Below are 12,975 nucleotides of genomic sequence, written 5' to 3' on the forward strand. Positions count from 1 at the left end.
CGGCTTAAAGGGCGGAGCCGGTCCGCCGCTCGCCATCCGAGCTATCAGGTGCGGACATCGCGCACGATGGCCACGCTATGGACGATGATCTTGTCCGCGTCCGCCTGCAGCAGGCGGATGCGGCGCTGGACCAGGGGCCAGCCTGTCCAGGGCACGGCCGTCTCGCCGGGCGCCGGGCCTTCGGCCGGCAATTCGATGTCGTCGCCGGGCTGCGCGCCGTGCTGCGCCAGGGCGCGCGCCAGCGTGCGGCAAACCCGGCCGTGGCTGTGCGCCAGCATGGCGTTGACCGCCTCCGCCGGAATGTCCCGCGCGTGCCGGCGCAGGATGGCGCGCAGCGCCGCCACGTGCGCCACCAGCAGGTAGTTCTGCACGATGAACAGGTTGATGTCCTCGGCCGCGCGCCGCTTGCTGGCCGGCTCGTCGAGCATGCGCCCCAGCGCGCCGCTCAGCTCGGCGAGGCTGTCCATCAGGCGCTTGCGGTCGATGCGGTAGCGGAAGTCGTTGCGGCATTTCCCCTGCAGCAGCTCGAAGCTGGACTGCATGTAACGCAGGTTCATGGCCAGCACCTGCCGGATCAGCCGCGGCAGCGACTGGTATTCCCAGTTCGGCAGCACGAAGCTGAACACGGTCGCCACCGCCGCGCCGATGAAGGTGTCCACCAGGCGCTCGGTGATCAGGTCCGCGTTCCCGGGCGCCATCAGGTGCATTTGCAGCAGGATCATGATGCTGACCGAGATGGCCGCGTAGCGGTAGCGCAGGTAGATGAAGGTGGGCGTGGCCACGGTGGACAGGATCAGCAGGCCGACGATCACCGGCGTGTAGTTCAGGAAGCGCAGTATCAGCGCCGTGATCACGCAGCCGATGATGGTGCCGACGATGCGGTCGGCGCGGCGCTGCTTGGTCATGCTGAAGCTGGGCTTGAGGATGATCACGATGGTCAGCACGATCCAGTAGCTGTGCGCCGCGTACGGCAGCGTGTTCGCCACCACCAGGCCCGTGGTGATCGCCAACGCCACCCGCAGCGCGAAGCGGAACACGGGCGAATCCGGGCGCAGGTGCGACAACATCAATTGCAGCTCGTAGCGCTGCTGCGACAGGAAGGGCTGCATGTCCGCGTCCACCCAGAACGGCGTGCCCTCGTATTCATTCTGGCTGGCCACGTGCAGTTCGCCCGCCATGCGGATGATGGCGCGGATCTTGTTGCGCTGCGCGCGCAGCACGGCCAGCGCCTCCTGTTTCGGCTTGCCGGTGTCGATCTCCCCCCGCAGCGCGAGGATATGGCCCTCCAGCGCGTCCAGTTCCGCCTCGTAGCCGATGGCGGGGAAGGAGGGCCGCTTGCGCGTGACCGCGTAGCCGACCGACTCGATGTCGCGCGCGGCCTTGTACGCCAGCGCGCGCAGCGTTTGCAGCACGGGCGAGTCGGCGAAGTGCGTCCGCAGCAGGGCGTAGTCGGTGTGGGTGGACAGCACCAGTTCGTACAGGTCCAGCATGCAGACGTGGATCTGCACCACGATCGCGTCCTTGCGGTTCTGGTGGCTGCGCAGTATCAGGTCGCGCGAGGCCTGCTGGCGGTCGGCCAACTGGCCCTGGTGGCGTATCAGCTTGTTGAACTGTTCGGTGAGGTTGTGGCGCGTGTCGTAGAAATCGGCCTTGATGTCGATGTAGGCCGCCAGCTCGAACAGCGCCTCGGCCAGCACCTGCTGCTTGATGCGGTGGCGCAGCAGCCAGGCGATGGCCATCGCGTAGGCGAGATAGGCCACGCCGCCCAGCAGGAACAGGCCGGTGTGGATGAGGGACTCGCGCGCCGTCATCACGTGTTCCATCGACATGGTCATGATGAACAGCGCGGCCAGCTGCAGCGGCATGGACTTCTTCCCGTACACCACCATCATGCAGGCGAGGAAGCTGACCAGCACCAGCATGGCCATCAGCAGCCACGGCACCGGCCCGCACAGGCTGATGACGAGCGTGACGGCGGTGCACAGCAGCACCGAGGCCAGCATCTCGTTGAATTTGTGGCGCAGGGGGCTGGGCATGTCCATCAGCGCGGTGCACAGGGCGCCGATGCAGACGGTCATGGCGGTGGCCATGTCGGCGAATCGCAGGGCGATCAGCGTCACGCCCACCAGGCCGGCGCCGAAGCGCAGGCCGAGGTGGAAGTAATGGCTATGGAAGAAGGTGCGCGGGTTGAGGGCGTAGTGCAAGTCAGAACACCGACAGGACCGGGTAGCGGCGCCATTCCGGCTCCGCGTGGCGTTCGCCGTTGTGGAAAATGAAGTGCAGCACGGCGTCCTGGTCGGACAGCAGCGCAGGGTTGGCCAGCTTCCACGCCCCGAACTTCGCCTTCAGTTCCGGTTCGCTCTCCAGCATGTCCAGCGCCAGGTCCTCGAACACGTAGTCGGAGAAGGCTTCCTTCTTTTCCAGCACGCTGTTGAAGAAACCCCAGCGGAAGAAGCTGTCGTGCGCCAGCGGTTCCAGCGTCTCCACGGCGTAGCGCGCCCGGTCCTGGTCCAGGGACACGATGTAGTCGCCCGCGTTCAGCTGGAACACGCCCCGGCGCGCCTCCAGCTCCACGCCGTCGTGGAACATATGGCCTTCGTAGGCGGTGGGGCGCGAGGTCACGGAGGCGATGTGGTAGTACTGGGCGTCGATGGTTGCGGCGTTATCGACGCGGGTCATACGCACGCCGTTCCATTCCAGGCGCTCGATCACCTCGCGCCACTGCTGCGGCACCACATAGGCCTTGGGCGCGCGCACGGAGACGTCGGCGACGAAGTTGTTGTACCAGGCGATGTCGCGTTCCCAGGGCTGGCCGCGGTCGTAGGACAGGCGGGTGTAGTTGCCGATCACGCTGGGGTGGCGCCTGGCCTCGTAGCCCTTGAAGCGGAAGGTGCCTGGCCGGTCCATGTCCACGGCCCAGCTCACGGGCCATTCGGCGCGGACGCGGCCCTGGGCCTTCGCCTCTGCGCGCAGCCGCTTGATCGCGGCGCCGTTGGCGACCGTGAACGCCAGCACGCTTTCCACCAGCGCGCGCATGGAATCGTAGCGGTCCGCGAAGGGCTTCAGCATGTGCGTCTCGGGCATGAAACCGATCACGTGGTGCAGCGCCGCGAAGCCGGTGGAGAAGCGCGGCACTTCGAGGAAATCGACGATGCCGTCGTCCGGGCTGTCCTTCAGCGGATTCACGTAGGGGCAGGTGGGCCAGCCGCGCCGCTCCATGTCCGCGTAGATCGCGGGCAGCATGGTGTCGCGCAGGAAGGGCCCGAGGCCGCTGCCCAGCTTGTCGGCCTGGGTCTGGATCAGCGTCATCGTGTAGCTGTAGTCGGCGCCGTTGGAGGTGTGGGTGTCCACCATCACGTCCGGGTCCCAGGCCGCGATCAGCTGGTTGAACAGGCGCGCGTTCAGCGAGTCGCACTTGATGAAGTCGCGGTTCAGGTCCAGGTGGCGGCTGTTGGCGCGGAAGCCGAACCGCTCCGGGCCGTCCTGGTTCACGCGCGAGGTGTTGGCGCGGTTCAGGCAGCCGTCCACGTTGTAGACCGGGATGAACAGCAGCACCGTTTCGCCCAGCGCGGCCAGCTTGGCCGGGTCGTGGCAGAAGTCGCGCACCATGGCCATGCAGGCGTCGATGCCTTCCGGTTCGCCCGGGTGGATGCCGTTGTTGTTGAAGAAGACCGTGCGGCCGGCGCCCTTGATGGCCTCGCGCTCGAACACGCCGTCCGCGCTCACCACGCCCTGGTGGATGGGGACGCCGCCGTCGGACACGCCGATGCGCTCGAATCGCAGCACCCGCGGGAAGCGGCGCGCCAGCTCCTCGTAGAAGGCGATGCATTCGGTCCAAAGGGTGGTCTGGTTGCGGTTGCCCTTCTCGTAGGGCGTGAGCGTTTCTGGGTGCATGGCGTCTGGATCTCAGAGGGTCTGTCGGTCGAAGGCGCGCCGGATAGGCGCGGTATCAAGGGGACGATTGTATCATTCCGCGCACTTTCCCCCGCGTCCCGCCGGGGGCTTGATCCGCTTCATGGGGCGCCGCGCCGGCCCATGCTATCACTGCCTTTTCCAAGCGATTCAGGAGGCGGTCATGGGGAAAACGTGGTTGGCTGGAGTGTGCCTGGCGCTGGCCGGCGGCGTCGCGGCGGGCCAGGAGGCGCCGGATTCGGTGCGGATGGAGGGCGGCCAGGTGCTGGTGCGCTTCAGGACCATGACCGTGCTGCTCGACCCGTCCGGGGACGCGGCGTCCATGCCGCCGGTGGACCTGGTGCTGCTGCGCGGCTGCGGCGAGCGGCAGCGGGCCTGGCTGGCGCGGCAGACGCTGGACCGCTCGGTGGTGGTGGCGGCGGGCCGTCCCTGCGCGGCCGAGTTGCGCGGCCAGGGCGTGCGCCGCGCGCAGGTGCTGGGACTGTGGGGCGCCTACGCGTTGCGGCGCGGCGCCGTCAGCGTGCGGCTGACCGTGATGCCGGGCGCGGGACCGCGCGCCGCCGCCTGGCTGGGCGACGCGGCGCCGGAGGACGCGGCGCAGGATCAATCGCTGGGTGTGATGCTGGACTTCTCGGACGGCGCCCACGGCGCGCTCCGCCTGTACGCGGGCGGCGACGCGGACGACGTGGACCTGGCCGCGATTCCCCAGCGCTTCCCCGGCGCGGACCTGGCCGTGGTGCGCCGGGACGGGGAGCCGCTGCTGGGCGCCGTCGAGACCCGGCGCGACGGCAGCCGCGTGATGCGCATGGTGGCGCTGGCGCCGGACGCGGCCTACCGGATACCGGCGGCGCGCGCCGCCGGCGCCAAGCCGCGCTGAGCGGCGTTTTGCCCGCTTACGCGGACGGCGCGTTCTTCCCGACCCAGGCCGCGAAGGCGGTGATGAACTTGGTCAGCACCTGGCGGGTCTGGTCGTTGGAGACCTTGCCGTCCTCGCCCAGCAGTTTTTCGGCGCTGCCGATGTAGGCTTCCGGCGCGGGCATGGTGGCCACGTTCAGCGCCACCAGCGACTGGCGCACGTTGTGGTTGGCGCCGAAGCCGCCCACCGCGCCCGGCGACACCGTCACCACGCCGGCGGCCTTGCCGTCCCAAATGCTCTTGCCCCAGGGGCGCGAACCGACGTCGATCGCGTTCTTGATGGAGGCCGGCATGGCGCGGTTGTACTCGGGCGTGACGAACAGCACGCCGTCCACCCTGGCCAGCTTGTCGCGGAAGGCGGTCCACGCGGCAGGCGGCGCGCCGGCGTCGTCCAGGTCCTGGTTGTACAGGGCCAGGTCGCCGATCTCCACCACCTCGAACTCCAGCGTGGCGGGCGCCAGCGCGATGAGTTCGTGCGCGAATTTGCGGTTCAGGGACTCCTTGCGCAGGCTGCCGATCAGCACGGCGATTTTTTTCGCAGACATTGGATACTCCGGTTGTTGTTGAAGGAACAAACTTTAATGTACATCAACCGGGAAAAACGCGCGCAAATCCTCGTACAGGAAGAGCGTGAGCGCCTTGACGCGGGCGGTGTCCTTCAGGTCGCGGTGGGTCAGCAGCCAAACGTCGGTGTCGAACCGCGCGGCGTCGAACGAGGGATCGGGCGGCGCCACGCGCCGCAGGCGGCGCTCCTGGTCCGCCAGCAGGCAAAGCAGGGGCGCCATGCCCATGCCTTCGCGCGCCGCGTCCACCATCGTCAGCAGGCTGTCGACGCGCGTCGTCACGCGGTGCGCCGGCACCGCCGCGGCCAGCCAGCGGCTCTGCGCCAGATGGGCCAGCGTGTCGTCCAGCCCTATCCAGTCGTGCGCCGGCCAGTCGTCGGCCGCGACGCCGCGTTTCGCGGCGGCCCTCAGGTAGGCGTGCGAGGCGTAGATGGCGCTGCCGAGCGCGCCCAGGCGGCGGCCCACCAGCGTCTCCGGCGGCGCGTTCGAGGGCCGCAGCGCCACGTCGGCCTCGCGCCGGTTCAGGTTGAGGAAGGAGTTGTTCACCACCAGTTGCAGCCGCACGTCCGGATGCCGCTGCTGGAAGCGCGCCAGGCTGGGCATCAGCATGCCGCGCGCCAGCGTGTCCGTGGTGGTGACGCGGATCTCGCCGCTGAGCGACTGGTCGCGGCCGCCCACGGCCCGCCGCGCCGCGTCTATCCGCTCCTCCACGCCGCCCAGGCCCTGCCTCAGCGCTTCGCCGGCCGCCGTCATCACATAGCCGGACTGGAAGCGCTCGAACAGCCGCACGCCCAGCGCGCGTTCCAGGCCGTCGACGCGGCGCAGCACCGTCGAATGGTTCACGCCGAGCCGGCGCGCGGCGGCCGAGACGCTGCCGCCCCGGCAGATGGCGGAAAAGTAGCGCAGGTCTTCCCAGTCGAGGTTATGCATATTTGCAAAATGATTGTCGAATTCCAGTCAATTCTAATGCGTTTTCGCCGAGCCTATACTGGACGCGTCAACCACAAGGAGCACACCATGACCACCCTCTACACGGCCAATACACCCAACGGCCAGAAGATCACCATCGCCTTGCAGGAACTGGAGATGGCTTACGAACTGCGCATGGTCGACCTGGGCGCGGGCGAGCAACGCCAGGCGCCGTTCAGCGACATGAGCCCCAATCACAAGATTCCGCTGCTGGTGGACGATGGCCGGCCCATCTTCGAATCCGGCGCGATCCTGATCCACCTGGCCGACAAGGCGGGACGCCTGCTGGCCGCCGACGGCGCGGCGCGCGGCGAGGCGCTGCAATGGCTGTTCATGCAGGTGGGCAGCGTGGGGCCGATGCTGGGCCAACTATGGTGGTTCCGCCACGCGTCCGGCACGCGCAACGAGCAGGCGCTGGAGCGCTACGGGCGCGAGGTGGCGCGGCTGTACGGCGTCTATGAAAAAAGGCTGGCGGGGCGCGACTGGCTGGCGGGGGACGGCTACGGCGTCGCCGACATCGCCACCTTCCCGTGGCTGGCCGCGCACCACGAGGTGGGCGTGGACATGGCCGCGTTTCCGGCGGTGGCGCGCTGGCTGGAGCGCATCGCCGCGCGGCCGGCGACGATGCGCGGACTGGCGCAGCTGAAGTCGCCCAAGGAGTAGCGGCCGGCGCCGGCGTGAGAAAAAGCCACGCGGGCCGCCGGGGCGCGCGTGGCTTCGGAAGGGGGCGTGCGGCTTACTCCGCGCCCATCTCCCTCAGCAGGTTGTCCGCCTTGTCCACGTGCCGCATGTTCCACAGCATGTAGCGCAGGTCGACCTGGATCGAGCGGGTGTTGGCCTTGTTGTAGTCCCAGTCGGAGATGATGGAGTCCAGCGTGCCGTCGAAGGCCAGGCCGATGAATTCACCCTTGGCGTTCAGCGCGGCCGAGCCGGAGTTGCCGCCGGTGATGTCCAGCGTCGCCAGGTAGTTCACCGGCACGCTCTTCAGCTTGGGATCGACGTAGTGGCCGAAGTCCTTGGCCTTGATCGCGTCCAGCTGCGCCTTCGGCGCGTTGAACTCGCCCGTGCCGGTGGCCTTGGCGGCCACGCCCTTCACGGTGGTGAAGGCGGTCCAGGCGGTGCCGTCAGCGCCCCATGGGCGGCCGGTGATGTTGCCGAAGGTGACGCGCAGCGTGCCGTTGGCGTCCGGGTACACGGCCTGGCCCTTGGACTTCATGTGGGCCATCTTCGCCTTCATGTAGCTCGAGTAGGCCTGCTGCAGGTTGCCCGCCAGTTCCTCCTCCTCGGCCTCCTCCTTCAGCGCGATGTCGTACATCGCCACGGCGGCCTTGATGAAGCTGTCGCCGCTGGCCTTGAAGTCCTCGGGCTTCCTGTCCAGCCAGGCCTCGCGCGCGGCGGCGTCGCCCAGCTTGCTGCCGGCGTACAGCCTGTCCATCGCGGCCTTCAGTTCGGCCGCCGGCATGCCGGCGGCCACGCCGACGGCGGCGTCCCAGTTCGCGTTGTGCTCGGCCTGGGGCTGCGCGGCGTACTTCTGCAGGTGGTGCATGACCAGCGCCTTGTCCACCTTCTCGTCGTAGCTGCGCGCCAGCGCGGCGATGCTGGCCTTCAGGCGCGGCAGGTCGCGGGTCTGGTAGCCGGCCTTGCGCTCGGCGTCCGGCTTTTGCGACTCGTTCGCCAGGCGCAGCATCAGGCGCGCCGCGTTCAGCAGGCGCGGCTGCGAGTAGTTCAGTTCGAAGTCGCGCTTCACGTCGGCGTCGCGCTTGGCGATCAGCTGCTCGACCCGGGTGATGGCGGCGGCGAATTCCCGCTGGCGCTTGGCGTCGCCGTTGACCCAGGCTTTCAGCTCCTCGTGCTCCCTGGTCTTGCGGGCCAGGAAGTCGCTGCCGGCGTAGGAGTCCAGCATGCCCTGGCGGTTCTTGTAGTAGTTATTGTTGTTGGCCACCTGGGCCGCGTATTTCAGCGCGGTGTCGCGGTCGTCCTTGGTTTCGCGCTCGATGATGGCCAGGTTGTCGCCGGTCGCCTTCACGTAGTTCGGGTAGTTCCAGTCGAAGGTGAACGCCACCTCGGACGGCAGGCGGTGGCGGTTGGTGCGGCCGGGATAGCCCAGCGCCATGACGAAATCGCCCTCCTTCACGCCCTCCCTGGCCAGCTTCAGGTGGTGCTTGGGCAGGTAGGGCACGTTGTCCTTGCTGTAGTCGGCGGCCTTGCCGTCCTTGCTCACGTAGGCGCGGTAGAAGCCGTAGTCGCCGGTGTGGCGCGGCCACATCCAGTTGTCGGTGTCGCCGCCGAACTTGCCCACGCCGGACGGCGGCGCGTGCACCAGGCGCACGTCGCGGATCTCCAGCTGCTTGATCTGGTAGAACTCCAGGCCGCCGTAGAACGACGACACGGTGCAGCGGTGGCCCTCGTCCTTCTCGCAGGCCGATTGCAGCGCCTTCTGGTTCTTCTCGATCGCGTCGCTGCGCGCCTTGCCGGCCAGCTTGGCCACCTCGGGCGTGATGATACGGTCGCTCACGTTCAGCACCTCCTTGGTGACGAACACGCGGCTGCCCGGCTTGGCCGGCACTTCCTCGGCCAGGGTCCTGGCCAGGAAGCCGTTGGTCAGCAGGTCGTTGGCGGCGGTGGAATTGTGCGCCACGCTGTCGTATACGCAGTGGTGGTTGGTGGCGACCAGGCCTTGCGGCGAGACGAAGGAGGCCGAGCAGCCGCCCAGGCTGACGATGGCGCCCATGGGGAACTCGGTCAGCTTGGTCAGGGTGGCCGGGTCCAGCTTCAGGCCGGCGGCTTTCAGTTGCTTGGCTACTTGTGGCAGCTGCTGCGGCATCCACATGCCTTCTTCGGCGTGGGCGGCGGTGCTCAGGATGGCGAGCGCGATCAGGGATTTTTTCATGGGGAGGGATACTCTCGAGGGCCGAAAAAAGGCGAGTATCCGCATGGTTGACGTGTTCGTCAACCGGAATGTGGCGGCGCATAAAAAAAGCCAACGCCGCGGCGTTGGCTGGCACGTTCCGGCGCATAAAGTTCAGCGTATCCGGCCCCGGAAGATCAGATTGACGATGCCCAGCAGGACCACGGCGCCCAGGAAGGACACCACCAGTGACATCGGACTGAAATCGTCGGCGTTGATCGTGCCTGCGCCGAACATCGGCGCCAACAGCCAGCCGCCCAGCAGTGCGCCGACGATGCCGACCACCATGTTCAGGAAGATACCCTGTTGCGCATCGGTCTTCATCACCATGCTGGCGAGCCAGCCCAGGATGCCGCCTATCACTATCCAAAGTACGAAGCTCATATTGCCTCCTATCGCGGGTTGAAACGATAGACCAGCCCGGCCGGGCGGCCATCTGGAATCCATTGTCTCTGCGCGCCGGGGGCCGGTCCGTGCGCCAGCGTACGCAAATGTTGCAAATTTAATGCGCAAAATTAACATTTCACCGGGGACACGCGACATCGCGCCGCGCGTCGCGCAGCGTGCGTGAACGCACCGAAGACATGCTCATGGGGGATTAAGGTGAAGCTCCGTTAGTTCCAAACCCAACGAAAAAGGGAGATACCTCATGAGCAACTACGACAGTTCCCGCCTGGTCACCGGGCTTTTCAATGACCGCGACAGCGCCGAGCGCGCGTACAACAGGGCCGCCGAGCGCGGCTACACCAAGGACGACGTCAACCTGGTGCTGACGGAGGACGCCCGCAAGCGCCACTTCGCCGACACCGTCGTTGACACCGAACTGGGCAGTAAAGCCGCCGAGGGCGCCGGCATCGGCGCCGGCGTGGGCGGCACCGTGGGCGCCGTGCTGGCGGCCATCGCCGCCATCGGCACCACCGTCGTGATGCCGGGCCTGGGCCTGGTGGTGGCCGGCCCGATCGCCGCCGCCGTCGCGGGCGCGGCGGGCGGCGCCGTCACCGGCGGCGTGCTGGGCGCGCTGGTCGGGGCCGGCATCCCCGAGGACCGCGTGGCCCGTTACGAGGAGGGCGTGAAGAGCGGCGGCATCCTGATGGGCGTGAACGCGCGCTCGGACGAGGACGCGGCCTATCTGGAGAAAAGCTGGACCGAGGAGGCCGGCCAGCACGTGATCGGCACCGGCGTCGGCGCCGGTGCCGGCGCGCTGGCGGGCATCGCCGCCGGTTCGGTGGGCGGCCCGATCGGCATGGCGGCCGGCGCGGCGATCGGCGGCATCGCCGGCGGCCTGGCCGGCAAGGGCGCGGCCGAGGTGGTCAACCCGAAACGCGGCGATGACCTCGAGGACCACCACCTGGCCGAGGGCGTGGGCGCGGGCGGCGGCGCGATGGCCGGCGCGGCGATCGGCGCGGCGGGCGGTCCGGTGGGCATGGCGGCGGGCGCTGCCATCGGCGCGCTGGCCGGCGGCGCGGTGGGCCTGGGCGTGGGCGCGGCGGTCAATCCGGCCGAGGAGCGTCTGTACTGGCAGGACAACTTCCGCAACCAGAACCACTATGTGCCGGGCTATGACTTCGACGACTACGATCCGGCCTACGCGCTGGGTTACAACAGCCGCAGCCGTTACAACGACTGGGCCACCGCCGAACCCAACCTGCGCAACGAGTGGGACCGCACCAAGGCCAAATCGCGCCTGAGCTGGGAACAGGCCAAGGGCGCCACCCGCGCCGCCTGGGACAAGGTGGAGCGCGCCATTCCGGGCGACTCGGACCGCGACGGCAAGTAAGCCGCGGCGCTAAAGTAAAAGGCCAGGGTCGTCCGACGACCCTGGCCTTTTCGCTTGGAAAAAGTGGAAAAGGGGTCGGGTTCGGTATTTTTTAATACCGACCCCGACCCCTTTTTCTTTTTGCGCGGCGCGGTGTTACTCGGCCTTGATGGCTTCCACCTGGATCGCCAGTTTGACTTCCGGCGAGAAGGCCGGGGTGGCGTAGCCCAGGCCGAAATCGGTGCGCTTGAATTCGGCCGAGGCGTCGGCGCCGCACACTTCGCGCTTCAGGCGCGGGTGCATGATGCACTTGAACTTGTTGATCGTCAGCGTGACCGGCTTGGTCACTCCCAGCAGCGTCAGCTCGCCGTCGACCGACACCAGGCGGTCGCCGTCGAACTTCAGCGACTTGCTCTTGTAGGTCACCTCGGGGAACTTCTCCACGTTGAACATGTCGGCCTTGCGCGCGTGCGCGTTCATCGCCTCCAGGCCGAAGTCGATGGACTTGGCGTCGATCACGATGTCCAGCGCGCCGCTTTTCGCCGCGCGGTCCAGCTTGACCGTGCCGGTGGTCTTGCCGAACTTGCCGCGCCATACCGACAGGCCCATGTGGTCGGCCTCGAAACTGGGGAAGGTGTGGCTGGGGTCGATGTTGTAGGTGTCGGCCATGGCGGCGCCGGACGTGGCGGCGACCAGTGCGGCGATCAGGAACTTGAATTTCATTGCGTCTCCGTGCGTGGGTGGGGTTGCTTATTGTGCTGCGACTACGTGGAATTTGATCGTGACCTCGTCGGCCACCATGCCGGTGTCCTTCCATTCGCCTTCGCCGATGTTGAAGGCCAGCCGCTTGATCGGCAGCGCGCCCTCGAACACCTGGTTCTTGCCTTCGGTTTTCACGGCCAGCGGGAAGCTCACGTCGGCCACCTTGCCCTTGATGGTCAGCTTGCCGGACACGGTGAGCTTGCCGGCGCCGGCGCTCTTGATGGCGGTGGAGGCGAAGCTGGCCTTGGGGAACTGGGCCGAGTTGAACCATTCCTTCTTCGCCACCTCCTTGTTCATGTCGGCGTCGCCCAGGTCCAGGCTGGCGGTGTCGATGTCGACCGTGGCCTTGGAGGCGTCCGGCGTGGCGGCGTTGTAGTCGATCACGATGTTGTGCTTCTTGAACTTGGCTTCGACCGGCACGTTCATCTGCTTGAACGTGGCCGAGACGCTGGACTTGGCGGGGTCCGTCTTGAGGACGGCGGCGCCGGCGGCCAGGGACAGGCCCAGCAGGGAGACGAGCAGGGCGCGTTGCGTGGTTTTCATGGTGGGGCTCCGGGAGTGGCGGGGGAATGGATCAGGGCAGCATGCGCTTGAGCACGCCGTCGCGGTCGATGAACTGGTGTTTCAGCGCGGCGCCCACGTGGGCTACGACGGCGGCGGCCATGGCCATGGTCAGCCAGTAATGGACGGACTTGAACAGCGCCTTCAGTTCCGGCGTGCCCTCGAACAGCGCGGGGATCTGCCACAGGCCCAGGTAGACCACCGGCACGTTGGCCGCCGTGGTGTACAGGTAGCCGGACAGGGGCACGGCGAAGATGAAGACATACAGGGCGGCGTGCATCAGGTCGGCGGCCCTGGCCTGCCAGCGCGGCAGGCTGGCCGGATGCGGCGGCGGCTTGTTCGCGCCGCGCCACAGCACGCGCACGGCGGCCAGCAGCAGCACCGTCACGCCCATCCATTTATGCCAGGAATAGTATTTGAGCTTGGTGGGCGTGAAGCCCTTGATGTCCACCATCGTCAGCCCCAGGAAGAAGGCGGCGATGACCAGGATGGCGACCAGCCAGTGCAGCAGCATCGCGGTTTTGGTGTAGCGTTCCATGGCGGGCCTCTCAGAAAATTAGTACGTGTTAGGACTAATATAGCAAAGAAAAGCCAACCGTGCTGGGGTTGGCTTGCTTTCCCGCCGATGG

12 protein-coding genes are annotated in these 12,975 nt (G+C 67.5%); 3 read left to right on the forward strand and 9 right to left on the reverse strand.

The window, feature by feature from the left end:
• Positions 1 to 44 precede the first annotated feature (44 nt).
• Together BM436_RS23390 and BM436_RS23395 are read right to left on the reverse strand one after the other, a co-directional pair.
• Positions 45 to 2,204 carry an FUSC family protein gene (locus BM436_RS23390; protein ID WP_093557947.1) on the reverse strand — a complete coding sequence of 720 codons (2,160 nt, stop codon included), beginning with the start codon at positions 2,202 to 2,204 and terminating at the stop codon, positions 45 to 47.
• A 1-nt stretch (position 2,205) separates the two neighbouring features.
• On the reverse strand, positions 2,206 to 3,894 hold the full coding sequence (locus BM436_RS23395) for a M14 family zinc carboxypeptidase (RefSeq protein ID WP_093557948.1): 1,689 nt from the start codon (positions 3,892 to 3,894) through the stop codon (positions 2,206 to 2,208).
• A gap of 181 nt (positions 3,895 to 4,075) precedes the next feature.
• Between BM436_RS23395 and BM436_RS23400 the strand changes: the two genes are divergently transcribed.
• Positions 4,076 to 4,789, forward strand: coding sequence for a hypothetical protein (locus tag BM436_RS23400; protein ID WP_143133288.1), 714 nt, complete (start codon positions 4,076 to 4,078; stop codon positions 4,787 to 4,789).
• 16 nt (positions 4,790 to 4,805) lie between these two features.
• Here BM436_RS23400 and BM436_RS23405 read toward each other — a convergent pair whose 3' ends face one another.
• Both BM436_RS23405 and BM436_RS23410 read right to left on the reverse strand, forming a co-directional pair.
• Entirely contained in the window at positions 4,806 to 5,372 is a 567-nt protein-coding gene (locus tag BM436_RS23405) for an NADPH-dependent FMN reductase (protein WP_093557950.1), read from the reverse strand.
• A gap of 33 nt (positions 5,373 to 5,405) precedes the next feature.
• Positions 5,406 to 6,320 (reverse strand): LysR family transcriptional regulator, encoded by a 915-nt coding sequence (locus tag BM436_RS23410; RefSeq protein WP_093557951.1) that lies wholly within the window; start codon positions 6,318 to 6,320, stop codon positions 5,406 to 5,408.
• Positions 6,321 to 6,407: 87 nt separating this feature from the next.
• Between BM436_RS23410 and BM436_RS23415 the strand changes: the two genes are divergently transcribed.
• Positions 6,408 to 7,022, forward strand: coding sequence for a glutathione S-transferase family protein (locus BM436_RS23415; RefSeq protein ID WP_093557952.1), 615 nt, complete (start codon positions 6,408 to 6,410; stop codon positions 7,020 to 7,022).
• Between the two features lie 73 nt (positions 7,023 to 7,095).
• Here the strand turns inward: BM436_RS23415 and BM436_RS23420 are convergent, their stop codons facing one another.
• Positions 7,096 to 9,249, reverse strand: coding sequence for a S46 family peptidase (locus BM436_RS23420; protein ID WP_093557953.1), 2,154 nt, complete (start codon positions 9,247 to 9,249; stop codon positions 7,096 to 7,098).
• Positions 9,250 to 9,381: 132 nt separating this feature from the next.
• Positions 9,382 to 9,651, reverse strand: a complete 270-nt coding sequence (locus BM436_RS23425; protein WP_093557954.1) for a GlsB/YeaQ/YmgE family stress response membrane protein — start codon at positions 9,649 to 9,651, stop codon at positions 9,382 to 9,384.
• Positions 9,652 to 9,916: 265 nt separating this feature from the next.
• Here BM436_RS23425 and BM436_RS23430 point away from each other — a divergent pair, with 265 nt between their 5' ends.
• Positions 9,917 to 11,044 (forward strand): hypothetical protein, encoded by a 1,128-nt coding sequence (locus BM436_RS23430; protein WP_093557955.1) that lies wholly within the window; start codon positions 9,917 to 9,919, stop codon positions 11,042 to 11,044.
• 135 nt (positions 11,045 to 11,179) lie between these two features.
• Here the strand turns inward: BM436_RS23430 and BM436_RS23435 are convergent, their stop codons facing one another.
• The 3 genes from BM436_RS23435 to BM436_RS23445 are packed head-to-tail and all read right to left on the reverse strand — an operon-like array spanning position 11,180 to position 12,884.
• Positions 11,180 to 11,746, reverse strand: a complete 567-nt coding sequence (locus BM436_RS23435; protein ID WP_093557956.1) for a YceI family protein — start codon at positions 11,744 to 11,746, stop codon at positions 11,180 to 11,182.
• Between the two features lie 27 nt (positions 11,747 to 11,773).
• A complete protein-coding gene (locus BM436_RS23440) occupies positions 11,774 to 12,328 on the reverse strand; it encodes a YceI family protein (RefSeq protein WP_093557957.1) in 555 nt (184 codons plus the stop codon).
• Positions 12,329 to 12,359: 31 nt separating this feature from the next.
• Positions 12,360 to 12,884, reverse strand: coding sequence for a cytochrome b (locus tag BM436_RS23445; protein WP_093557958.1), 525 nt, complete (start codon positions 12,882 to 12,884; stop codon positions 12,360 to 12,362).
• Positions 12,885 to 12,975: the final 91 nt, after the last annotated feature.

Origin of the sequence: Pseudoduganella namucuonensis, from assembly GCF_900116645.1 — a bacterium.
GTDB lineage: Bacteria > Pseudomonadota > Gammaproteobacteria > Burkholderiales > Burkholderiaceae_D > Rugamonas > Rugamonas namucuonensis.